Here is a 21,891-nt window from a genome sequence, read left to right on the forward strand (position 1 = left end):
GCCGGTGGCCGAACATCTCTCCCTCAGACTGGGCTCCTCACCGAACGGAATCGGTGTCGTGACGGATTGCGTCGATCAGTTCCTCCGTGACAACGACGTTCCGGTCGCCGGTGCGCAGGTCTTCGGGCTGGTCCTCGATGAAGTCCTAAGCAATGCCCAGGCCTATGGCGGCAAGTCCGATGGACCATTTTTCATCGAAGTGAATGTCGAGGTCGAGGGCACCGTGGTCAAGATCGAAGTGGTGGACGACGGCATTGCCTTCAACCCCTTGCTGGTGCCCGATCCGGATGTGACGCTGGAGCTGGAGGAAAGGGAGATCGGCGGCCTTGGCATCTTCCTCGTCAAGAAGCTGATGGACGACGTGACTTACGAGCGGCGGGATGATTTCAATCGTCTGACGTTGACCAAGGATTGCGCTTCAGCTGGGGATTGATCGCGCCGGGGCGCCTGTTACCGACGATTGACACAGTGTTTCCGTCTGATGCGCAGCATTGGCGATGCGGTCAAGTACCGGTTCTAAATTGAGATGGCGCGATTCGTCTTCCGGTTGCAATGACCGACGCAAACGCAAATGCGCAAGGAGACCAGGATGGACACACTCAACGTATCCGGCTGCTACGAACTGCGGTTTCACCCCTTGCTTGCCAATCACCGCGCCTACGCCTTTCCCTGTGACGCGGTCGGCCACGTCGACATGGACTCGCTCAGCGAGCCGATGCTCAACAACTACCTGTATGCACGCGCGGTGATGGGGCTGGAATTCGCCTGGCCCGAAGTGCGCCTGAGCCCGTCGCACTGACGCGCTGAAGCAAATCCGCCAGCGTGGTGCCGACCGGGCGCGGCTCCTCGATCGCTCCTTGCGCCACGTCAAGCCCGCGCGATCGCACGCGCCCGACACTGGAGGCGGCATGAAAACCCCAAAGGCATTGAACCAACCGGGCGGGCGCAGCGCGCGCGTCTTCGACGACGGCGCCGCGTTGCCGACGGCTTGAGAGCGAGCCTTGTCCCAGGAGATGCGTCATGACCCACAGCAGCCTGAACATCATCCGCCAGGAGCATCGTTCCCTGTCGGCCATGCTGCGCGCAATCACGCTGCTTCTGCGCGAGCACCGGYGGCGCCGCACCCTGCCCGACTTCGACGCCCTGCAAGCCATGGTGTTCTACATCGACGAGTTCCCGGAGAAGCTGCACCACCCGAAGGAAAGCCGACTGCTGTTTCCGAAGTTGCGCGGCCACAACGTGCGAACCGATGCGGTGCTCGATCAGCTCGACCGCGACCATGCGCGCGGCGAGTACGCCATCCGCGAGCTCGAGCACGCGCTGCTGGGGTTCCGGACGATGAGCGGAACCGCCCAATGCGAAATGCGGCGCGACCATTTCGAGAAACTGATGCAGCAATACGTCGACTTCTATCTGGACCACATGCGCGTCGAGGAAACGGAGATCCTTCCGCTCGCCGAGTCGGTGCTCGACGCCGACGAATGGGCCGAGCTCGACGCCGCGTTCCTGACGAATCGCGATCCGCTGGCGGGCCACGAAGCCGACGAGCCGTACAAGCCGCTTTTCCGGACGATCGTCGGCGCACTGCAGAACTCCGGCAATGTCGGCTCGGTGCTCGAAGCGTTCGCGGGCACCGCGCTGCCGACGTTCCCGCCGAATCGCTGAACAGCACCCCGTCCCGTCCCCGCTCCCCACCTGCGCAGGAAACCGTATGCAGCAAGATCGTGATGCCCTCATCGTCGGTGCAGGCCCCGCCGGGCTGGCGCTGGCCATTGCCCTGGCCGACGCCGGCTTCACCGCAGCCGTACTGGACGCGCAGCCGCGCGATGCCCTGGCCGCCCCGGCCGAGGACGGACGGGACATCGCGCTGACCCACTCCAGCGTGGCAACCTTGCGCGCATTGGGCCTGTGGCAACGCCTCCTGCCCGAAGAGATCGGATGCATCCGGGAAGCGCGCGTCTTCGACGGCGACCGGCAGGACTCGGCATTGAGTTTCTCCTCGCACGGCCACGGCGCCGGTGTCCTGGGATGGATCGTGCCGAACCATGCGCTGCGCCGTGTCAGTTTTGCAGCCGCATCGGAACGTCCGGGGCTGCGCTTGCTCGACCATGCGCAGGTGCTTCGCATCGACACCGAGCCCAGCCACGTGCAACTGGATTTCGAAACCTCGCCAGGCATGCGGCAGCACCTGCGAGGCCGCCTGTTCGTCGCAGCCGACAGCCGCTTCTCCTGGGCCCGCAAGCAGCTCGGCATTGCCGCCGACATGCACGATTTCGGCCGCGTCATGATCGTGTGCCGGATGCAGCACGAACTGCCGCACGACGACGTGGCCTGTGAGTGCTTCGGCTACGAACGCACGCTCGCAGTGTTGCCCGCCGTGGGCAATGTGTCGTCGGTCGTCGTCACTGCCGATGCCCCGGCTGCGCAGCAACTGCTGGCATTGCCAGAAAGTGAATTCGCGGCGCTCGTGGAGCGCCAGTTCCGCAGCCGCCTGGGCCGCATGCAACTGCTCGGAAAGCGCTTCCCCTACCCTCTCGTTTCCGCCTATGCCCGGCGCTTCGTGGCCCGGCGCAGCGCACTGGTCGGCGATGCGGCCGTCGGCATGCATCCGGTCACGGCCCACGGCTACAACCTCGGCTTGCAAGGCATCGCGTCTCTCGTGCATGCACTTTGCGGCGCCCGCGCGGCCCATCGGGACATCGGCGGCGCCGAGGTGCTGGCGGGCTACGAACGCGCGCACCGCCGGGATTCGGCCCCGATCTATCACGGCACGAATGCTGTCGCGAAGCTCTATGCCAGCACCGGTGCACCGCAGCGCCTTGCGCGGCAACTGATCCTTCGCGGCGCCCAGCATCTTCCACCGCTGAAGGCGGCGATCACCGCGCGCCTCACGGGCCGCGGCGGCCTGCAACTTCCTGGCGCCGCGGTGTAGGGCTCAGCGCGGGGAAGCGTCGGAAGGCGCGGGCGTGCCCGACGGCGGCAGGCCGTGCTCGCCCGGCCGGTGATCGCGCCAGGACAAGGTCCCGCACGCACGGCACCGCCGCTTGATATGCATCAAGGCGGCCGGAAAGCCCGCTCCTAAGCTCCGGTAGCCCTTCAGGAGACCCACAGTGCAGCAGCGCGCAACCGCATCCAGTCAAGATATCCCGGCGCCACCGGCGCACCAGGCCGCGCCTTCGAAAGCCTGGCGTGTGCTGGCGGTGAGCACGCTGGCGTTCACGGTCTGCTTCATGGTCTGGATGATGTTCGGCGTGATCGGCATCCCGATCCGCAAGGCGCTCGATCTCAACGCGACCGAGTTCGGCCTGCTGACCGCGATGCCGGTGCTCACGGGTTCGCTGGTGCGCGTCCCGCTCGGCATCTGGACCGACCGCTTCGGCGGCCGCATCGTGATGACGCTGCTCATGGCCGCCACGGTCCCCGCCATCTGGCTGATGTCCTACGCCACGCAGTACTGGCACTTCATCGTGCTCGGCATGTTCGTCGGACTCGCGGGCGGCTCCTTCTCGGTCGGCACGCCGTACGTCGCGCGCTGGTTTCCGCGCAGCCGGCAAGGCTTTGCGATGGGCATCTACGGCGCCGGCAACTCGGGCGCGGCCGTCAACAAGTTCGTGGCGCCGGCCATCGTGGTGGCGTTCGGATGGGCCGTGGTGCCCCAGGTCTACGCGGCGATCATGCTCGGTGCCACGGTCCTGTTCTGGATGCTGAGCGAAAGCGATCCCAGGCACCTGGTGGGCAGCAGCGTCGGCTTCGCCGACCAGCTCAGGACGTTGAAGGACCCGCGGGTGCTGCGCTACTGCCAGTACTACAGCATCGTGTTCGGCGGCTATGTCGCCATCTCGCTGTGGATGGTGCAGTACTACGTCGGCGAGTACGGGCTGGACATTCGCATTGCCGCACTGCTGGCCGCCTGCTTCTCGCTTCCGGGCGGGGTACTGCGGGCCGTCGGCGGCTGGCTGTCCGACCGGTACGGCGCGCACAGCGTCACCTGGTGGGTGATGTGGGTGTGCTGGATCTGCCTGTTCCTGCTGAGCTATCCGCAGACCGATCTCACGCTCCTCACGGTGAACGGCCCGCGCACCTTCCACATCGGCCTGAACGTCTACAGCTTCACGGCGCTGATGTTCGTGCTCGGCGTTGCCATGGCCTTCGGCAAGGCCAGCGTCTTCAAGTACATCAGCGACGACTACCCCGGGAACATCGGCGCCATCAGCGGCGTCGTCGGACTCGCCGGCGGGTTGGGCGGCTTCGTGCTGCCCGTCATGTTCGGCGCGCTGATGGACTTCACCGGCATCCGGTCGAGCGCCTTCATGCTGATGTATGGCGTCGTCTGGGTCTCGCTCGTCTGGATGTACTGGACCGAAGTGCGCACCACCCAGGTCATGGGCGGCATGCGCGCACGGACCTCGAACCTCAACCTGGAATCAAGATCATGAGCACCCGCACCATCGTCGTTCCCCCGGGCGCGACCGGCGGCCGCGCCGACATCGCCGACTGGCGCCCCGAGGACGAACAGTTCTGGGAAAGCACCGGCAAGCGCGTGGCATGGCGCAACCTGTGGCTGTCGGTGCCTGCCCTGCTGTGCGCCTTCGCCGTGTGGGGCATGTGGGGAATCATCACCGTGCAGATGAACAACCTGGGCTTCCCCTTCACCCAGGCCGAGTTGTTCACGCTCACCGCCATCGCGGGCCTGGCCGGCGCCACCATGCGTATTCCCGCCTCGTTCCTGATTCGCCTGGCGGGCGGGCGCAACACCATCTTCCTGACCACGGCGATGCTGCTGGCACCGGCCATCGGCACCGGCATCGCGCTGCAGCACAAGGAGTGGCCGCTCTGGGTGTTCCAGCTCATGGCGCTGTGGTCGGGCGTGGGCGGCGGCAACTTCGCCAGCTCGATGTCCAACATCAGCACCTTCTTTCCCAAGCGCCTGCAAGGCACCGCGCTGGGCCTGAACGCGGGCATCGGCAACTTCGGCGTCACCACCATGCAGATCGTCATTCCGCTGGTCATGACCGTGGGCCTGCTGGGCAACATCGGCGGCGAGCCCATGACGCTGCTCAAGGACAGCGGCTGGATCATGGGCAAGATCGCCGCGGGCACGCCCACCTGGATCCAGAACGCGGGCTTCGCCTGGGTGCTGTCGCTGGTGCCGCTGTCGATCCTGTGCTGGTTCGGCATGAACAACCTGAACACCGTCTCGCCCGGCACCGGCGGCGCCATCCAGGCCTTCCTGAAGATCACCTGGCTCTACACGCTGTCGTTCGCCCCGGCGATCGCGGGCCTCTACCTGTACCTGCCGGCGCCCACGGGCCTGGGCCTGCTCAACATGTGGGTGGCGATGCCGCTGATCATCGTGGCCACGCTCGCCACCATGAAGCTGACGGCGTTCGGCACGATGAAGGAGAACATCGCCAAGCAGTTCGAGATCTTCCGCGACAAGCACACGTGGTCGATGACCGCGCTGTACATCGTGACCTTCGGTTCGTTCATCGGCTTCTCGATGGCGCTGCCGCTGTCGATCGCGGTCATCTTCGGCATCAGCCACGTGCCCGACGCGGCCGGCGTGCTGCAGCACACGCTGAAGAACCCGAACGCCCCATCGGCCTTCACCTACGCGTGGATCGGGCCCTTCGTCGGCGCGCTCATCCGCCCGGTGGGCGGCTGGATCTCGGACAAGGTGGGCGGCTCGATCGTCACGCAGGCGATCTCGGTGGTGATGGTGGTGGCATCGGTGGCCGTGGGCTACGTGATGCTGCTGGCCTACAGCTCGCCGCAGCCGGAGCAGTATTTCCTGCCCTTCATGCTGCTGTTCGTGCTGCTGTTCGCAGCCAGCGGCATCGGCAACGGCTCCACCTTCCGCACCATCGGCGTGATCTTCGACCGCGCCAGGGCCGGCCCGGTGCTGGGCTGGACCTCCGCCATCGCCGCCTACGGCGCATTCATCGCGCCCGTGGTCATCGGCGCCCAGATCAAGGCCGGCACGCCCCAGTACGCGATGTACGGCTTTGCCGTGTTCTACGCCCTGTGCCTCGTTCTCAACTGGTGGTTCTACCTGCGCCCCGGCGCCTACGTGAAGAACCCCTGAGCCAATCGAATCAAGACGAAAGACAAACGATGAGCCACTTTCTCGACCGCCTGACCTACTTCGCCCAGCCGCGCGAATCCTTCGCCGAGGGCCACGGCCAGGTCACCGGCGAAGACCGCACCTGGGAGGACGCCTACCGCACGCGCTGGGCGCACGACAAGATCGTTCGCAGCACGCACGGCGTGAACTGCACGGGCTCGTGCTCTTGGAAGATCTACGTCAAGGGCGGCATCGTCACCTGGGAAACCCAGCAGACCGACTATCCGCGCACCCGCTGGGACATGCCCAACCACGAGCCGCGCGGCTGCGCCCGCGGTGCCAGCTACAGCTGGTACCTGTACAGCGCCAATCGCGTCAAGTACCCGATGGTCCGCGGCGCCCTGCTCAAGGCGTGGCGCGAAGCGCGCAAGACGCTCCCGCCCGTCGAGGCCTGGGCTTCCATCGTGCAGGACGAGGCCACGCGGCTCAGCTACCAGAGCGTGCGCGGCCTCGGCGGCTTCGCACGCTCGGGCTGGGACGAGGTCAACGAGATCGTCGCGGCCAGCAACATCCACACGATCCGCCGCTACGGACCGGACCGCATCATCGGGTTCTCGCCGATTCCCGCGATGTCGATGGTGAGCTACGCCGCGGGCAGTCGCTACCTGAGCCTGATCGRCGGCGTGTGCATGAGCTTCTACGACTGGTACTGCGACCTGCCTCCGGCCAGTCCGCAGGTGTGGGGCGAGCAGACCGACGTGCCGGAGTCGGCCGACTGGTACAACTCCACCTACATCATCGCCTGGGGTTCCAACGTGCCGCAGACGCGCACGCCGGACGCGCACTTCTTCACCGAGGTTCGCTACAAGGGCGCCAAGACGGTCGCGATCACGCCCGACTACGCCGAAGTCGCCAAGCTGTCGGACCTGTGGATGCATCCGAAGCAGGGCACCGATGCCGCGGTCGCGATGGCCATGGGCCACGTGATCCTCAAGGAGTTCTACTTCGACAAGCGCACGGCGTACTTCGACGACTACGCGCGCCGCTACACCGACCTGCCGATGCTGGTCATGCTCAAGGAACACACCCTGCCCTCGGGCGAACAGGTGATGGTGCCCGACCGCTACGTGCGGGCCTCGGACTTCGACGACCGGCTCGGGCAGCCGAACAACCCCGAGTGGAAGACCGTCGCGCTGGCCGAGGACGGCCGGGTGGTGGTGCCGCAGGGCGCCATCGGCTTTCGCTGGGGCGCGGACGGCCGTGCCGATGCCGGGCAGTGGAACCTCGAGGCCAAGGAAGCGGAGCACGGCGCTGACGTGAAGCTCACGCTGTCGCTGCTCGACCAGCCAGGCGCTGCGGTGCAAACGGCCTGGGTCGGGTTCCCCTACTTCGGCGGCATCGAGAGCGAGCACTTTCCCAACAATGCGCAAAGCGACGTGCTGGTGCGCACGGTCCCGGTCCAGCGCATTGCGCTCGGTTCGGAAGGCCAGACCGCGCTGGTCGCCACGGTGTTCGACCTGCAGGCCGCCAACTACGGCGTGGCGCGCGGCCTGCCGGGCGAACTGGCGGCCGCCAGCTACGACGACGACGCACCCTACACGCCGGCCTGGCAGGAAAAGATCACCGGCGTGCCGCGCGACCAGGTCATCACCGTGGCGCGCGAGTTCGCGGCCAACGCCGAGAAGACGCGCGGCAAGTCGATGGTGATCATCGGCGCGGCCATGAACCACTGGTACCACAGCGACATGAACTACCGCGGCGTCATCAACATCCTGATGATGTGCGGCTGCATCGGCCAGAGCGGTGGCGGCTGGGCCCATTACGTGGGCCAGGAAAAGCTGCGCCCGCAGACCGGCTGGACCCCGCTGGCCTTCGCGCTCGACTGGATCCGCCCGCCGCGGCAGATGAACTCGACGAGCTTCTTCTACGCGCACACCGACCAGTGGCGCTACGAGAAGCTCGGCATGGAGGAGGTGCTGTCCCCGCTGGCCGACAAGGCCGCGTTCGCCGGCACGATGATCGACTACAACGTGCGCGCCGAGCGCATGGGCTGGCTGCCGTCGGCGCCGCAGCTGCAGACCAATCCGCTGCAGGTGGCGCGCGACGCGCAGGCCGCCGGCATCGACGGCGCCGCGTACACGGCCAAGGCGCTGAAGGACGGCACGCTGCGCATGAGCTGCGAGGACCCCGACCATCCGTCGAACTGGCCGCGCAACATGTTCGTGTGGCGTTCCAACATCCTGGGCTCCTCGGGCAAGGGGCACGAGTATTTCCTCAAGCACCTGCTGGGCACCACGCACGGCGTGCAGGGCAAGGACCTCGGGCCCGACGACGCCAAGCCGACCGAAGTGGTCTGGCACGACAAGGCGCCCGAAGGCAAGCTCGACCTGCTGGTGACGCTCGACTTCCGCATGAGCACGACCTGCCTCTACTCGGACATCGTGCTGCCGACCGCCACCTGGTACGAGAAGAACGACCTCAACACCAGCGACATGCACCCCTTCATCCATCCGCTGTCGACCGCAGTCGACCCGGCATGGCAGGCGCGCAGCGACTGGGAGATCTACAAGGGCTTCGCGCGCACTTTCAGCGCCATGTGCCCGGGCTATCTCGGCGTCGAGAAGGAAGTGGTGCTCACGCCGCTGATGCACGACTCGCCTGCCGAGCTGGCACAGCCCTTCGGCGTGGCCGACTGGAAGCGCGGCGAGTGCGAGCTGATCCCGGGCAAGACGGCGCCGCAGATCGCGGTCGTGGAGCGCGACTACCCGAACGTCTACAAGCGCTTCACCGCCCTGGGCCCGCTGCTCAAGAAGATCGGCAATGGCGGCAAGGGCATCGGCTGGAACACGGAAGTCGAGGTGGACGAACTCGGCAACCTCAACGGCCGCGTCACCGATCCCGGCGCCACGCAGGGCATGCCGTGCATCGACACCGACATCGACGCCTGCGAGGTCGTGCTGCAGCTGGCGCCCGAGACCAACGGCCACGTGGCCGTGAAGGCGTGGAAGGCCCTCGGCGCGCAGACCGGGCGCGACCATACGCACCTGGCGATCTACCGCGAAGACGAGAAGATCCGCTTTCGCGACATCCAGGCGCAGCCGCGCAAGATCATCTCCTCGCCCACCTGGAGCGGCATCGAGAGCGAGAAGGTCTCCTACAACGCCGGCTACACCAACGTCCACGAGCTGATCCCATGGCGCACGCTGACCGGCCGCCAGCAGTTCTACCTGGACCATCCGTGGATGCGGGCGTTCGGCGAAAGCCTGGCGATCTACCGGCCCCCGGTCGACCTGAAGACCACGAAGGACATCCACAACATCCGCAGCAACGGCCACAAGGAGATCCAGCTCAACTTCATCACGCCGCACCAGAAATGGGGCATTCACTCGACGTACACCGACAACCTGCTGATGCTCACGCTGAACCGCGGCGGGCCGGTGGTGTGGCTGTCGGAAGACGACGCGAAGAGCGCCGGCATCGTCGACAACGACTGGGTCGAGCTGTTCAACATCAACGGCGCCATCGCGGCACGCGCGGTGGTGAGCCAGCGCGTCAAGCCGGGCATGGTGATGATGTACCACGCGCAGGAAAAGATCATCAACACGCCGGGCTCCGAGATCACCGGCACGCGCGGCGGCATCCACAACTCGGTGACCCGCATCGTGCTGAAGCCCACGCACATGATCGGCGGCTACGCACAGCTGAGCTACGGTTTCAACTACTACGGAACCATCGGCACCAACCGCGACGAATTCGTGGTGGTGCGCAAGATGAACAAGGTCGACTGGCTCGATACCTCCGCGGACGTGGCCGACGCGGCCGCCGCAACGGCGGCCTGAACGAGGTACCCACGATGAAAATACGCGCACAGATCGGCATGGTCCTGAACCTGGACAAGTGCATCGGCTGCCACACCTGCTCGGTCACCTGCAAGAACGTGTGGACCAGCCGGCCCGGCGTCGAGTACGCCTGGTTCAACAACGTCGAGACCAAGCCCGGCATCGGCTACCCCAAGGAATGGGAGAACCAGGGCAAGTGGCAGGGAGGCTGGGTGCGCAAGGCCGACGGTTCGATCGAGCCGCGCCAGGGCGGCAAGTGGAGCCTGCTCATGCGCATCTTCTCCAACCCCAACCTGCCGCAGATCGACGACTACTACGAGCCCTTCACCTTCGACTACGAGCACCTGCAGTCGGCGCCCACGATGAAGGCGCCGCCCACGGCGCGCCCGCGCAGCCTGATCACCGGCAAGCGCATGGAGAAGATCGAATGGGGACCGAACTGGGAAGAAATCCTCGGCGGCGAGTTCGCCAAGCGCAGCAAGGATGCCAACCTCGACAGCTTCGAAGCGGTGCAGAAGGAGATGGTCGGCCAGTTCGAGAACACCTTCATGATGTACCTGCCGCGGCTGTGCGAGCACTGCCTGAATCCGGCGTGCGTGGCCTCCTGCCCCTCGGGCTCGATCTACAAGCGCGAGGAAGACGGCATCGTGCTGATCGACCAGGACAAGTGCCGCGGCTGGCGCATGTGCGTCTCCGGCTGTCCCTACAAGAAGATCTACTACAACTGGCAGAGCGGCAAGGCCGAGAAGTGCATCTTCTGCTATCCGCGCATCGAGGCCGGGCAGCCCACCGTCTGTTCGGAAACCTGCGTCGGGCGCATCCGCTACCTCGGCGTGGTGCTGTATGACGCCGACCGCATCCAGGAAGCAGCCAGCGTGCCGGACGAGAAGGACCTCTACGAAGCCCAGCTCGGCATCTTCCTCGACCCGCACGATCCGGAAGTGATCGCGCAGGCCCGGCGCGACGGCATCCCCGAGGCCTGGCTCGAAGGCGCCAGGAACAGCCCTGTCTACAAGATGGCAATGGAGTGGAAGGTGGCGCTGCCGCTGCACCCCGAGTACCGCACGCTGCCGATGGTCTGGTACGTGCCGCCGCTGTCGCCGATCACGGCGGCCGCCAACGCCGGGCATGTGGGCGCCAAGGGCGCGATTCCCGACGTCACGCAGATGCGCATCCCGGTGCAGTACCTGGCCAACCTGCTGACCGCGGGCGCCACCGAACCGGTGGTCCGGGCACTCGAGCGCATGCTGGCCATGCGCACCTACCAGCGCGGCAAGCACGTCGACAATTTCGCGGACCCCGCCGTGCTGGCGCAGGTCGGCTTGAGCGCCGCGCAGGTGGAAGAGATGTACCAGGTGATGGCCATCGCCAACTACGAAGACCGCTTCGTCATCCCCTCGACGCACCGCGAATACGCCGAGAACACCTTCGACATGAAGGGCGGCTGCGGCTTCTCGTTCGGCAACGGCTGCTCCGACGGCAGCTCCGAGACCAGCCTGTTCGGCGCCGCCAAGCGCCGCACGATTCCCATCCATGCCAAGGTTTGACGCCGGGAGCGCCACGATGAAAACCCAACGCCACACCCTTCGCGCGCTGGCCCTGCTGCTCGGCTATCCCGATGCGCAGGCGCGCGCACTGATGCCCCGGCTGGCCGATGCGATGGACGCCGAGGCGGCCCTGTCGCCGGCGCGCCGCGACGAGCTCCGGGCGCTTGCCCACTCGCTGGTCTCGATGGATCCGATCGACGCCGAAACGCAGTTCGTCGAGCTGTTCGACCGCGGCCGCAGCACGTCGCTGCACCTCTTCGAGCATGTGCACGGCGACTCGCGCGAACGCGGCCCGGCGATGATCGACCTGGTCCAGACCTACGAGAAATGCGGGCTGCTGCTCGGCCCGCACGAAGTGCCCGACCACCTGTGCGTGGTGCTCGAATTCGCTTCGACGCAGCCACAGGAGGTGGCGCAAGCGTTCCTCGGCGAGATGGCACACATCCTTGCGTCCATCTTCAGCGCGCTGCGCAAGCGCGAGAGCGCCTACGCGAGCGTACTGGCAGCGATCATCGAGCTGGCCGGCCACGAGGCCGAAGCGAAGGTGGTGGCCGACGACCAGCCGATCGACGAGAGCTGGGCCGAGCCCGTCGTCTTCGACGGCTGCAACGCGGCGGGCCAGGCACGCCCCGGCGATGCGCAGCCCATTCACATCGTTCGCAAGACGGCGGCGGCCGCCGCCAGCGGAGCCAGCCTATGAACGCCCTCGACAACTTCCTCTTTGGCATCTACCCGTACATCTGCCTGAGCGTCTTCTTCATCGGCAGCCTGATCCGGTTCGACCGCGACCAGTACACCTGGAAGAGCGACTCCTCGCAGCTGCTGCGCGCCGGCCAGTTGCGCTGGGGCAGCAATCTGTTCCATGTGGGCGTGCTGTTCCTGTTCTTTGGCCACAGCGTCGGGATGCTGACGCCGCACTTCATCTACGAGCCCTTCATCGGTGCCGGCAGCAAGCAGCTCATGGCCATGATCTCGGGCGGCATTGCCGGCCTGCTCGGCTTCGCCGGCGTCACGATCCTGCTGCACCGGCGGCTCGGCGACGAGCGCATCCGCATCAACTCCAAGACCAGCGACATCGTGCTGCTGGTCCTGCTGTGGCTGCAGCTGGCGCTGGGCCTGGCGACCATTCCGCTGTCGGCGCGGCATCTGGACGGCAGCATGATGGTGCTGCTCGCCGAATGGGCGCAGCGCATCGTCACCTTCCGCGGCGGTGCCGTGGAACTGCTGGACAGCGCGAGCTGGGTGTTCAAGGCCCACATGTTCCTCGGCATGTCGATCTTCCTGATCTTCCCGTTCACGCGGCTGGTGCACGTCTGGAGCGGCTTCGCCACGGTGGGCTATGTCTTCCGGCCTTACCAGGTGGTGCGCAGCCGCCGCGTGTTGGTGTCCGGCAAGCCGGCATCGGCCGCCGCGACCAGTGCCGCGCCTCATTCGCCGCCGAAGGCGGTGCCGGCCGGGTCCGTGGCCAAGTCGACGGGGGTGGCCCGGTGAGCGCCGGCGGATGCGGCGGCGGCGCGTGCCAGTGCCGCGAAACCGCGGCACCCGTGTCGGCCTCAACCCCGGTGGCCGTCGAGGCGGCCGCGAGCGTGGCCCCAACCGAGTCCGCATGCGCGGCGATAAACGGCGTCGCCCTGCACCCACCGGGCGAGCGGCCTGACGAATACACCCTGCGCGAGTTGGCCTGGGCCGAAYTGCTGCGGCAGGCGGCCGTCGCGCGCCACCTGCTGCCGCATTCGGATGCGCGCCTGGCGCCACGCCTGGGCAGCCACGAGCAGTCGGTGATCCAGCAGATGCTCGATGACGAGATCGAGGTGCCCGCGGCCAGCGAGGACGAATGCCGTCGCTACTACACGGCACGAAGCGCGCATTTCGCCATCGGCCGTCGCGTGCATGCACGCCATATCCTGTTTGCCGTGACGGAAGGAATCAACGTCGCGGCGCTGGCCGCGCATGCCGAGAAGGCCCTTCTCGAACTGCGCCACAGGGATGCCGCCCCGAGCCGCTTCGCCGAACTCGCGCAGACCCTGTCGAACTGCCCGAGCGGCGCCGGCGGCGGCGACCTCGGCTGGATCCGCCCGGACGATTGCGCCGACGAGCTCACGGCCGAGCTGTTCCACAACACCGAACGGCTCGACGCGCCGGGCCTGCATCCGCGCCTGGTCCACAGCCGCTACGGCTTCCACATCGTCGAAGTGCTCGCGCGCGACGCGGGCCGCCAGCAATCCTTCGAAGAGGTGAGCCAGCGCATCGCGGTGCAGCTCGCCCAGCAGTCGCGTGCCAAGGCCCTGCATCAGTACATGCAGCTGCTGGCCGGCCGCGCCGAGGTGAGCGGCATGGTCCTCGAAGGAGCGGACTCTCCGCTGGTGCAATGACCGCACAGGAACCGGACGACCTCCTCTTGCGCCTGCGCAGGTTCCGCTCCGACTATTTCCCCCGGCACCAGCAGCGCTTCCAGGACCTGGTCGCCGAAGGCCAGCATCCGAAGACGCTCTTCATCGGCTGCTCGGACTCGCGGCTGATGCCCTACCCGATGGTGCGCAGCCGCGTCGAGTGCAACGCGCTCACGCTGCATGGCTGGCACTACGTGATCGAGGAAGGCGAAGTCCATGTGTTCGATGCACTGGCGGGCGACTTCGTGCCGGCCTCGCTCGCCTCCAACGCCGGTACCGGCCCCTATCAACCTTATGTGGAACATGATGGATCGATCCTCTGAGACAGCAGTCGCCCTGGGAGCGCTTTCGCGCGATTCGGGCCTGCGCAACTGGCGCCTCAAGGGTGCCGAACTCCTCCCCGTGATTCAGGGCGGCATGGGTGTCGGCGTGTCGGCCGGCCGGCTCGCCGGCACGGTCGCGGGGCTGGGCGGCATGGGCACGATCTCGGCCGTCGACCTGCGCCGGCTGCATCCCGACCTGATGGCCCGCACCGCGCACCTGAATGCCGAGCCGGACGCGGGGCAGCGCATCGACGCCGCCAACCTCGAGGCGCTGGGCCGCGAGATTGCACGCGCCCGCGAACTCTCCGGCGGACGCGGCTTCGTCGCCGTGAACGTGATGAAGGCGCTGACCGCCTACGAAGCCTACCTGCGCCACGCCATGGCCTGCGGCATCGACGCATTGGTGGTAGGCGCAGGCCTGCCGCTGGACCTGCCCGAACTCGCACGCGACCATCCCGAGGTGGCGCTCATCCCCATCCTCTCGGACGCACGCGGCGTGCAACTGGTGGTGCGCAAGTGGGAGAAGAAGGGGCGCCTGCCCGACGCCATCGTGATCGAGCATCCCCGGCTGGCGGGCGGGCACCTGGGCGCCTCGAAGGTTGCCGATCTGCAGGACCCGCGCTTCGACTTCGACGTGGCCATTCCGCAGGTGCTCGAGTTCTTCAAGACGGCCGGCATCGAGGGCCGCATTCCCCTCATTGCGGCCGGCGGCATCGGCAGCCTGGAAGACATCCGGCGCCTGCAGGGCCTGGGCGCCTCGGCGGTCCAGCTCGGCACCGCTTTCGCGGTGACCACCGAATGCGATGCGCACCCGGCCTTCAAGCAGGTGCTGGCCGACGCCAGGCCCGCCGACATCGTCGAGTTCGTCAGCACGGCGGGCCTGCCCGCGCGCGCCGTACGCACCCCCTGGCTGGAAAAGTACCTGCGGCTGGAAGAGCGGCTGCAGCACAAGGCGCACAAGAAGGAAAGCTGCACCATGCGCTTCGACTGCCTGGCGCACTGCGGCCTGCGCGACGGCACCCCGAGCTGGGGCCAGTTCTGCATCGACAAGACGCTGGGACATGCACTGGAGGGCCACGTCGACCAGGGCCTGTTCTTTCGCGGTGCGGGTGCGCTGCCGTTCGGCAGCGAGATCCGCCCCGTGCGCGACCTGATGCAATGGCTGCTCGGCGGTGTCCGCCCGGCCGTCCCGACCGGGGAGGCCGCGGCATGAAGCGCGAAGACGCCAGGATGGACCCGCTTCCCGTGCAACCCATCAGTCGCGACGTGCTGCGGGAAAAGTACCTGAAGCCCGGCGAGGCCGATGTCGAGGATCTGTTCGCCCGCGTGGCCCGCGCGCTGGCTTCGGTCGAAGCCGAAGGCGAACGCGCGCAGTGGGAAGCGCGCTTTCTCGGCAACCTGCGGGCCGGGGCCATCGGCGCCGGCCGCATCATGAGCGCCGCGGGCACCGACCTGCAGGCCACGCTGATCAACTGCTTCGTGCAGCCGGTGGGCGACTGCATCCAGGGCCAGGATGCCGGAGGCTACGCGGGCATCTACGAGGCGCTGCGCGAAGCCGCCGAGACGATGCGCCGCGGCGGCGGCGTCGGCTACGACTTCTCCCGCATCCGGCCGCGCGGCGCCGAGGTGCGCACCACCGCTTCCACGGCGTCCGGCCCCTGCAGCTACATCGACGTGTTCGACCGCTCGTGTGCGACGGTGGAGAGCGCGGGCGCGCGCCGCGGCGCGCAAATGGGCGTGCTGCGCATCGACCATCCCGACGTGCTGGACTTCATCACGGCCAAGCGCACCCCCGGGCGCTGGAACAACTTCAACGTGTCGGTGGCGGTGACCGACAAGTTCATGCGCGCGCTGGCGGACGACGAGGAATGGCCCCTGGTGCACAGCGCCAGGCCGGGCGCCGAACTGATCGCGCGCGGCGCGGCCCAGGCCGGCGATGGCCACTGGGTCTACCGAAGCCTGCCGGCGCGCGATCTGTGGGACCTGGTGATGCGCTCGACCTACGACTTCGCCGAGCCCGGGATCCTGTTCACCGACACCATCAACAGCGACAACAACCTGCGCTACTGCGAGCACATCGAGGCGACGAACCCGTGCGGCGAGCAGCCGCTGCCGCCCTACGGATGCTGCGACCTCGGGCCGGTCGTGCTGACGCGCTTCGTGGACCATCCGTTCGGCATCGGCGGTACGGCGCAGTTCGATTTCGCGCGTTTCGCCGAATCCGTGGCGCTGCAGGTGCGGGCGCTCGACAACGTGCTGGACCTCACCTTCTGGCCCTTGCCCCAGCAGCGCGCCGAAGCCATGGCCAAGCGCCGCATCGGCGTGGGCTTCACGGGCCTCGGCGACACGCTCGCGATGCTGTGCCTGCGCTACGACCAGCCCGAGGGCCGGGCCATGGCGGTGCGCATCACGCGCTGCCTGCGGGATGCGGCCTACGCCGCCTCGGTGGCGCTGGCGCGCGAGAAAGGCGCCTTCCCGCTGTTCGACGCGGAGCGCTACCTTGCGCGCGGCACCTTCGCCAGCCGCCTGGACTCCGCGCTGCAGGAGCAGATCCGCATGCACGGCATCCGCAACAGCCACCTGGTCTCGATCGCGCCCACGGGCACCGTGAGCCTGGCGTTCGCCGACAACGCCTCGAACGGCATCGAGCCGGCGTTCTCGTGGACCTACCGGCGCAAGAAGCGCGAGGCCGACGGCAGCATCTCCGAGTACGACGTCGAGGACCATGCCTGGCGGCTGTACCGTTTCCTGGGCGGAGACACCGAACAGCTGCCGGCGTACTTCGTCTCGGCCCAGTCGATGCCCGCGGCCGGCCATCTGGCCATGATGGAAGCGGTGCAGCCCTTCGTCGACACCGCCATCTCGAAGACGGTGAACGTGCCCGCCGACTATCCCTACGAGGACTTCAAGGGGCTCTACGTGCAGGCCTGGACCGCCCGCCTGAAAGGCCTGGCCACCTACCGGCCCAACAGCATCCTGGGCTCCGTGCTCGAAGTCGCGCCGGCAGCCAAGCAAGAGGCTCGCCCCGCCGCCGACAACGCCGCGGCCGACCCGATGCGCGCGATGATCGAGAGCCGACCGAAAGGCACCTTGAATGCCGTCGCCGAAAAGATCGAGTACTGGACGCAGCAGGGACGGCAGACGCTCTACCTGGTGGTGTCGTTCCTGCCACTGGCCGACGGCCGCGAACGGGCCGTGGAATTCTTCATGCCCGTGGGCCAGAGCGGTGAGTCGCAGCAATGGATCACCGCCAGCATGCGGCTCTTGTCGCTGGCCGCGCGCGGCGGCTTCCTCGAGCGCGCGCTCGCCGACATGCGCAAGGTCGCCTGGGACCGCGGACCGGTACGCCTGGGCCATCACGTGAAGGCCGACGGCACCCAGGTACCCATGTGGCACGACTCCGAAGTGGGTGCCATCGCCTATGCGATCCAACAGCTGATCGCGCACCGCAGCGGCCAGGCGACCGCGGCGCGGGACGCGCCGACGCCACCGGTTGCCGCCCCTGTTCCGATGGTGGGTGCCAAGTGTCCCGAATGCGGCGCCCACGCCATGATCCGCAAGGATGGCTGCGACTACTGCACGCAGTGCGGGCATCTGGGAAGCTGCGGATGAGTCCGGGCACCGGCGTTACGGCCGATCCGCCCGTGACCGCGCCGCAACTGGCCGCGCTGAAAACGCCCCGGGCGCGCCGTCAGCCGAACTGCACCGGCCGGCCTTCGATGTCGAGCGCGAGATAGCCGCCGAACGCACCGCTTCGCACGCTCTCGACCATGGCCTCCAGCGCACTGTCGATGCGTGCCGGCGATGGCGGCTGGCCGTTGGCACCGGACAGGCCGGCCGCGAACACCACCCGCCAGGGCAGGCTGGTGCGGCGTGACTCCGCCACCAGCGCGGCAAAGGTGGTGAGCTCCGCAATGCTTTTCTCCACGCACGCCACGGGCGTCAGCGAGCCGCCCTGCCCCGCTTCGAAACGGGCCCGCTGCGCCGCATCGGCGTCGCCGGGCAACTCCGCTTCGGCAAACACGAACAGCAGGCGCTGCGGCTCGGGCTGGGCCGCCGCTGCCTGCAGCAGCTGATCGAAATGAGATGAAGGAGCCATGCCGCGAGCGTCGCCGCTCGGGCGCTCCTGGACATTGCGCTGCATCAAGCCAACGCGTGGCGGCCGAGGCGATGCGTGTCCCGTCCTGCACGGCCTTCGCTCCCGTTGTTGATGCAGATCAACTGCCGCTGCACATGCCTTCCTAGCATAGGTGCATCCGAAATACACCTTTCAAGTCCATTCGCTCTCACCGGGGAAAACCCATGAAATCTGCAGGTTCTCCCTCTTCTTCCTCCTCGATCGTCGGCCGCGCGGCCGAACAGTGACACGGCGCCATTGCAGCCATGAAGCTCACCGCCTTCACCGACTACAGCCTGCGCGTGCTGATCTACCTGGCCGCGCAGCCGGAGCGCCGCGCCACCATCGCCGAGATCGCCGCCGCTTTCGAGGTGTCCGAGCATCACCTGGCCAAGGTGGTGCACTTCCTGGGCAAAGAGGGGTGGCTGGCCAACGTCCGCGGCAAGGGAGGCGGCCTGGCGCTCGCGAAGCCACCCGAGGCGATCAACATCGGCGACGTCGTGCACCAGACCGAGGGCGGTGCCATCGTGGAATGCTTCGGGGAAGGCGGCGGCACGTGCCGCATCACCGGCCTGTGCCGCCTGCAAGGCGTCCTGGGCGAAGCCGTGGCGGCGTTTCATGCGGTGCTGCAGCGCTGCACGCTGGCCGATCTCGTCCACAACCGGGAAGCGCTCTCCACGGTGTTCCTGGCAGGCCGCATGGGCGTGTCGCCGCACGAACGGGAGAGCGCGTGATGGCGGATCCGGCGCCTGCCGCGGCCGGCTTTCCTTACGAAGGGCCACAGCAGCTGCGCGAGCCGCTGGCTGCGGCGCTGTCGCGCGTCGTCGATCCGGAGATCTCGATGAACATCGTCGATGTCGGCCTGGTCTACGGCGTCACGGTGGACGCCGCGATGGTGCACGTGCGGATCACGATGACCTCCGCGGCCTGCCCGGTGATCGAACTCATCATGGACGAGGCGGAAACCGAACCGGCCGTCACCGTGGCCGGCGCGGCCGTCGCGTGGCGCATTCAACATGGCGCCGAGGGCGCCCGAAAGGCCAGATGATGGCGTCCTTCATTCCGCTCGAACCTGCGCAGTCCCCTGCCGCCCGCGCGCCCGGCTTTGCCCTGTGGCAGCTCGGCTTCCGTCCCTTCTACCTGCTCGCCAGCGCCTTCGCGGCGCTGTCCATCGCGTTGTGGGCCATGCAGTTCGCCGGCTGGCTGCCGCGCGCCTACCTGCAGGGGCCGATGTGGCATGCGCACGAGATGCTGTTCGGTTTCACGCTGGCCGTGATCGTCGGATTCCTCTTCACCGCGGTGCGCAACTGGTCGGGCCGGCCCACGCCCATGGGCCTGCCGCTGGCAGCGCTGGCGGCGCTGTGGGTGGCGGGCCGCATTCTCGTGCTCACGCCATTCGCCTGGACGGCCGCGGTCGTCAACGCGGCGTTTCCGCTGGCCTGCGCGGTGGCCCTGGCCTTTCCGCTGGTGGCCGCGGGCAACCGCCGCAACTACTTCTTCATCGGATTGCTGCTGCTGCTCTCGGGCGCCGCATTCGCCTTCCACCTGTCGGCGCTCGGCGCGATCGAGGTGCCGGCATGGCTGGGCATCCAGGTGGCGCTGGACGCCCTGTTGTTCATCATGGCCGTCATGGGCGGCAGGGTGATCCCGATGTTCACCAACAACGGCATTTCGGGCGCCGGTGCAACGCGGCACCCCCTGGTCGAAAAGGCCGCGCTGGGGTTGGTGCTCGGGCTGCTGCTGGCCGATGCAACGGGTCTGCCGCCGGTCGTCGGGATTGCCATTGCGCTGCCGGCGGCACTCGCGCATCTGGTGCGCTGGCTGCTCTGGCGGCCCTGGAAGGCGCCCGGCAATACGCTGGTGCTGGTGCTGCACGTGGCCTACGCATGGATTCCGGTTCACCTCGCGCTGCGGGCATTGGCGCTGCACGGCCTGGTGCCTGCATCGCTCGCCGCCCATGCGCTGACCGTGGGCGCCGCGGGCGGGCTCATCATCGGCATGATGGTCCGCACGGCGCGAGGCCACACCGGCCGGGTGCTGCGCGCCGACCAGGTCGACACCGCCTGCTTCGTGCTGGTCCTGCTTGCCGCGCTGGTCCGGATTCTCGTGCCGCTGGCCGCACCGGCCCACACGGTCGCCGCGGTCCTTTGTTCCGCCGCATTCTGGAGCCTGGGCTTCGGCCTGTTTGCCGTGCGCTACTGGCCCGTGCTGACCCGGGCCCGCGTGGACGGCAAGCCCGGCTGAGCACGCGCAGCGCATCAACGCTCGCGCGCGGCGCGGCGCAGCACCTGGGTGATCGGCTCCACCAGGTACTGGAGTGCGGTGCGCTCCTCCCCCTGCAGGTAGATCTCGGCGGGCATGCCGGCAAGCAGCTTCAGGTCTCCCGCCGTCGCGAGCGCAGCCATATCGGCCTCGACCAGCACCGAGTAGTAGGGCGCGTTGGTCGCACGGTCGATCAGGCGGTCGCCCGACACATAGATCACCTTGCCGTGCACCAGTTGCGTGGTGCGGTACTTGAATGCCGTGAAGCGGATCTCGGCCGGCTGCCCGCGCTGGATCCGGCCGATGTCCTCGGGACGGACGCGCGCATCGGTCACCAGACGGCTGTCGTCCGGCACGACGTCGGCGATGGTCTCGCGCGGCGGGATCACTGCGCCGGGCGTCGAATACTTCAGATCGATGATCTCGCCGCTGGCCGGCGCCGTGATCACCTGGCGCGCCGAGGCGTCGGCCGACTTGCGCCGCTCCTGCTCGATCTCGGCGAGCCGGGCCGCCGTGACCTTGAGCTGGTCGCTCGCCTGCTGGCGGTAGTCGCTCTCCAGCGAGCGGATGCGCAGATCGGCATCGACCGTGCGCTGCTCGGCGCGCGCCAGTTCCGCGCGCCGCTCCTCGATCTTCACGCCGTAGTCGGCCACGGTGCCTTCGAGCTGCGCGATGCGCGTGGCCGAGACGAAGCCGTCGTTGAGCAGCTTGCGGTTGGTTTCCAGATCGTTCTTCTGGAACTTCATCGACTCGCTCGCCCGCATGATCTGGGCACGCAGCGCGACGATTTCCTCGGCCACCTTCTCGCGCTGCGAACGCAGCAGGCGCACCTGCCCCACCAGCGCATCGCGCCGCGCCTCGAACAGTGCACGCTCCTTGTCCAGCTGCGCTGCCAGGCGCGGGTCGGCTGCCGCGGTCTCGACCACGTCGGGAGGGAAGGCGATCGCGCGCGCCATGGTCTGCTCCGCGTCGAGCCGCGCGAGGCTGGCGCGCTCGGTCTTGACGCGATGGTCCAACCGGTTGCTGTCGGCATCGACCGAGACGTCGCCCAGCACCAGCAAGGGCTCCCCCTGCCGTACATGCTGGCCGTCGCGCACCAGGACCTCGCGCACGATGCCGCCTTCGGCATGCTGCACCGGGCGCCGGTTCAGGTCCACCTTCACATGGGCCTGCGCCACCACGGCGGACGACAGCGGCGCGAAGCTCAGCCACGCAGCGGCCGGCAGCAAGCCGCAGACCAGCACGGCCAGGCCCCAGTGCGTCAGGCGGCGCGCTTCGCGCACATGGAGCGCCAGGGGGTCGTTGGCCGCGATTGCATGCGCCGAATGAGTCATCGCACAACCTCCGTG

The 21,891-nt window shown here is 67.7% G+C and carries 19 protein-coding genes; 17 read left to right on the plus strand and 2 right to left on the minus strand.

Features of this window, described 5'->3' with window-relative positions; genetic code table 11:
* Nucleotides 1-4 precede the first annotated feature (4 nt).
* From AC1DXX_RS19680 to AC1DXX_RS19745, 14 genes are all read left to right on the plus strand, one after another.
* Nucleotides 5-433 (plus strand): ATP-binding protein, encoded by a 429-nt coding sequence (locus AC1DXX_RS19680; RefSeq protein ID WP_478135887.1) that lies wholly within the window; start codon nucleotides 5-7, stop codon nucleotides 431-433.
* A 156-nt stretch (nucleotides 434-589) separates the two neighbouring features.
* The gene (locus AC1DXX_RS19685) at nucleotides 590-799 is read left to right on the plus strand and encodes a hypothetical protein (protein ID WP_478135888.1); all 210 of its coding nucleotides are present in this window, start codon (nucleotides 590-592) and stop codon (nucleotides 797-799) included.
* A 221-nt stretch (nucleotides 800-1,020) separates the two neighbouring features.
* Nucleotides 1,021-1,665 (plus strand): hemerythrin domain-containing protein, encoded by a 645-nt coding sequence (locus AC1DXX_RS19690; protein WP_478135889.1) that lies wholly within the window; start codon nucleotides 1,021-1,023, stop codon nucleotides 1,663-1,665.
* A 46-nt stretch (nucleotides 1,666-1,711) separates the two neighbouring features.
* Nucleotides 1,712-2,932 (plus strand): 5-demethoxyubiquinol-8 5-hydroxylase UbiM, encoded by a 1,221-nt coding sequence (gene ubiM / locus AC1DXX_RS19695; RefSeq protein WP_478135890.1) that lies wholly within the window; start codon nucleotides 1,712-1,714, stop codon nucleotides 2,930-2,932.
* Nucleotides 2,933-3,143: 211 nt separating this feature from the next.
* On the plus strand, nucleotides 3,144-4,436 hold the full coding sequence (locus AC1DXX_RS19700) for an MFS transporter (protein ID WP_478135914.1): 1,293 nt from the start codon (nucleotides 3,144-3,146) through the stop codon (nucleotides 4,434-4,436).
* Entirely contained in the window at nucleotides 4,433-6,085 is a 1,653-nt protein-coding gene (locus tag AC1DXX_RS19705) for an MFS transporter (RefSeq protein ID WP_478135891.1), read from the plus strand. Before AC1DXX_RS19700 ends, AC1DXX_RS19705 begins: the two co-directional genes overlap by 4 nt.
* Nucleotides 6,086-6,114: 29 nt before the next feature.
* Nucleotides 6,115-9,903 carry a nitrate reductase subunit alpha gene (locus tag AC1DXX_RS19710; RefSeq protein ID WP_478135892.1) on the plus strand — a complete coding sequence of 1,263 codons (3,789 nt, stop codon included), beginning with the start codon at nucleotides 6,115-6,117 and terminating at the stop codon, nucleotides 9,901-9,903.
* A gap of 14 nt (nucleotides 9,904-9,917) precedes the next feature.
* Nucleotides 9,918-11,450 (plus strand): nitrate reductase subunit beta, encoded by a 1,533-nt coding sequence (gene narH, locus AC1DXX_RS19715; RefSeq protein WP_478135893.1) that lies wholly within the window; start codon nucleotides 9,918-9,920, stop codon nucleotides 11,448-11,450.
* Nucleotides 11,451-11,466: 16 nt separating this feature from the next.
* Complete coding sequence (gene narJ, locus AC1DXX_RS19720) at nucleotides 11,467-12,150, plus strand: nitrate reductase molybdenum cofactor assembly chaperone (protein ID WP_478135894.1); 684 nt, start codon at nucleotides 11,467-11,469, stop codon at nucleotides 12,148-12,150.
* Nucleotides 12,147-12,941 (plus strand): respiratory nitrate reductase subunit gamma, encoded by a 795-nt coding sequence (narI, locus tag AC1DXX_RS19725; RefSeq protein WP_478135895.1) that lies wholly within the window; start codon nucleotides 12,147-12,149, stop codon nucleotides 12,939-12,941. The genes narJ and narI overlap by 4 nt, the downstream gene beginning before the upstream one ends.
* Before the next feature lie 53 nt (nucleotides 12,942-12,994).
* Entirely contained in the window at nucleotides 12,995-13,822 is an 828-nt protein-coding gene (locus AC1DXX_RS19730; protein WP_478135896.1) for a peptidylprolyl isomerase, read from the plus strand.
* On the plus strand, nucleotides 13,819-14,163 hold the full coding sequence (locus AC1DXX_RS19735; protein ID WP_478135897.1) for a hypothetical protein: 345 nt from the start codon (nucleotides 13,819-13,821) through the stop codon (nucleotides 14,161-14,163). The genes AC1DXX_RS19730 and AC1DXX_RS19735 overlap by 4 nt, the downstream gene beginning before the upstream one ends.
* On the plus strand, nucleotides 14,147-15,376 hold the full coding sequence (locus AC1DXX_RS19740; RefSeq protein WP_478135898.1) for an NAD(P)H-dependent flavin oxidoreductase: 1,230 nt from the start codon (nucleotides 14,147-14,149) through the stop codon (nucleotides 15,374-15,376). The genes AC1DXX_RS19735 and AC1DXX_RS19740 overlap by 17 nt, the downstream gene beginning before the upstream one ends.
* Entirely contained in the window at nucleotides 15,373-17,775 is a 2,403-nt protein-coding gene (locus tag AC1DXX_RS19745; protein WP_478135899.1) for an adenosylcobalamin-dependent ribonucleoside-diphosphate reductase, read from the plus strand. Before AC1DXX_RS19740 ends, AC1DXX_RS19745 begins: the two co-directional genes overlap by 4 nt.
* 79 nt (nucleotides 17,776-17,854) lie before the next feature.
* Here the strand turns inward: AC1DXX_RS19745 and AC1DXX_RS19750 are convergent, their stop codons facing one another.
* A complete protein-coding gene (locus AC1DXX_RS19750) occupies nucleotides 17,855-18,307 on the minus strand; it encodes a ribonucleotide reductase subunit alpha (protein ID WP_478135900.1) in 453 nt (150 codons plus the stop codon).
* A 239-nt stretch (nucleotides 18,308-18,546) separates the two neighbouring features.
* On the opposite strand from AC1DXX_RS19750, the gene AC1DXX_RS19755 reads away from it, so the two are divergent.
* From AC1DXX_RS19755 to AC1DXX_RS19765, 3 genes are read left to right on the plus strand one after another with little or no spacing between them, the layout of a single operon-like run.
* Complete coding sequence (locus AC1DXX_RS19755; RefSeq protein WP_478135901.1) at nucleotides 18,547-19,014, plus strand: RrF2 family transcriptional regulator; 468 nt, start codon at nucleotides 18,547-18,549, stop codon at nucleotides 19,012-19,014.
* A complete protein-coding gene (locus AC1DXX_RS19760; RefSeq protein ID WP_478135902.1) occupies nucleotides 19,014-19,328 on the plus strand; it encodes a metal-sulfur cluster assembly factor in 315 nt (104 codons plus the stop codon). Before AC1DXX_RS19755 ends, AC1DXX_RS19760 begins: the two co-directional genes overlap by 1 nt.
* Nucleotides 19,328-20,524, plus strand: a complete 1,197-nt coding sequence (locus AC1DXX_RS19765) for an NnrS family protein (protein WP_478135903.1) — start codon at nucleotides 19,328-19,330, stop codon at nucleotides 20,522-20,524. Before AC1DXX_RS19760 ends, AC1DXX_RS19765 begins: the two co-directional genes overlap by 1 nt.
* A 14-nt stretch (nucleotides 20,525-20,538) precedes the next feature.
* Here AC1DXX_RS19765 and AC1DXX_RS19770 read toward each other — a convergent pair whose 3' ends face one another.
* The gene (locus AC1DXX_RS19770; protein WP_478135904.1) at nucleotides 20,539-21,876 is read right to left on the minus strand and encodes an HlyD family type I secretion periplasmic adaptor subunit; all 1,338 of its coding nucleotides are present in this window, start codon (nucleotides 21,874-21,876) and stop codon (nucleotides 20,539-20,541) included.
* Nucleotides 21,877-21,891: the final 15 nt, after the last annotated feature.

The organism is Variovorax sp. P4_B10 (assembly GCF_056402375.1).

Bases quoted from the DNA above. Each gene is read 5' to 3' on its own strand.
- AC1DXX_RS19685 (WP_478135888.1), top strand. From the start codon at position 590: ATGGACACACTCAACGTATCCGGCTGCTACGAACTGCGGTTTCACCCC.
- ubiM (WP_478135890.1), top strand. From the start codon at position 1,712: ATGCAGCAAGATCGTGATGCCCTCATCGTCGGTGCAGGCCCCGCCGGG.
- AC1DXX_RS19705 (WP_478135891.1), top strand. From the start codon at position 4,433: ATGAGCACCCGCACCATCGTCGTTCCCCCGGGCGCGACCGGCGGCCGC.
- narH (WP_478135893.1), top strand. From the start codon at position 9,918: ATGAAAATACGCGCACAGATCGGCATGGTCCTGAACCTGGACAAGTGC.
- narJ (WP_478135894.1), top strand. From the start codon at position 11,467: ATGAAAACCCAACGCCACACCCTTCGCGCGCTGGCCCTGCTGCTCGGC.
- narI (WP_478135895.1), top strand. From the start codon at position 12,147: ATGAACGCCCTCGACAACTTCCTCTTTGGCATCTACCCGTACATCTGC.
- AC1DXX_RS19735 (WP_478135897.1), top strand. From the start codon at position 13,819: ATGACCGCACAGGAACCGGACGACCTCCTCTTGCGCCTGCGCAGGTTC.
- AC1DXX_RS19740 (WP_478135898.1), top strand. From the start codon at position 14,147: ATGGATCGATCCTCTGAGACAGCAGTCGCCCTGGGAGCGCTTTCGCGC.
- AC1DXX_RS19745 (WP_478135899.1), top strand. From the start codon at position 15,373: ATGAAGCGCGAAGACGCCAGGATGGACCCGCTTCCCGTGCAACCCATC.
- AC1DXX_RS19750 (WP_478135900.1), bottom strand. From the start codon at position 18,307: ATGCAGCGCAATGTCCAGGAGCGCCCGAGCGGCGACGCTCGCGGCATG.
- AC1DXX_RS19755 (WP_478135901.1), top strand. From the start codon at position 18,547: ATGAAGCTCACCGCCTTCACCGACTACAGCCTGCGCGTGCTGATCTAC.
- AC1DXX_RS19760 (WP_478135902.1), top strand. From the start codon at position 19,014: ATGGCGGATCCGGCGCCTGCCGCGGCCGGCTTTCCTTACGAAGGGCCA.
- AC1DXX_RS19765 (WP_478135903.1), top strand. From the start codon at position 19,328: ATGGCGTCCTTCATTCCGCTCGAACCTGCGCAGTCCCCTGCCGCCCGC.
- AC1DXX_RS19770 (WP_478135904.1), bottom strand. From the start codon at position 21,876: ATGACTCATTCGGCGCATGCAATCGCGGCCAACGACCCCCTGGCGCTC.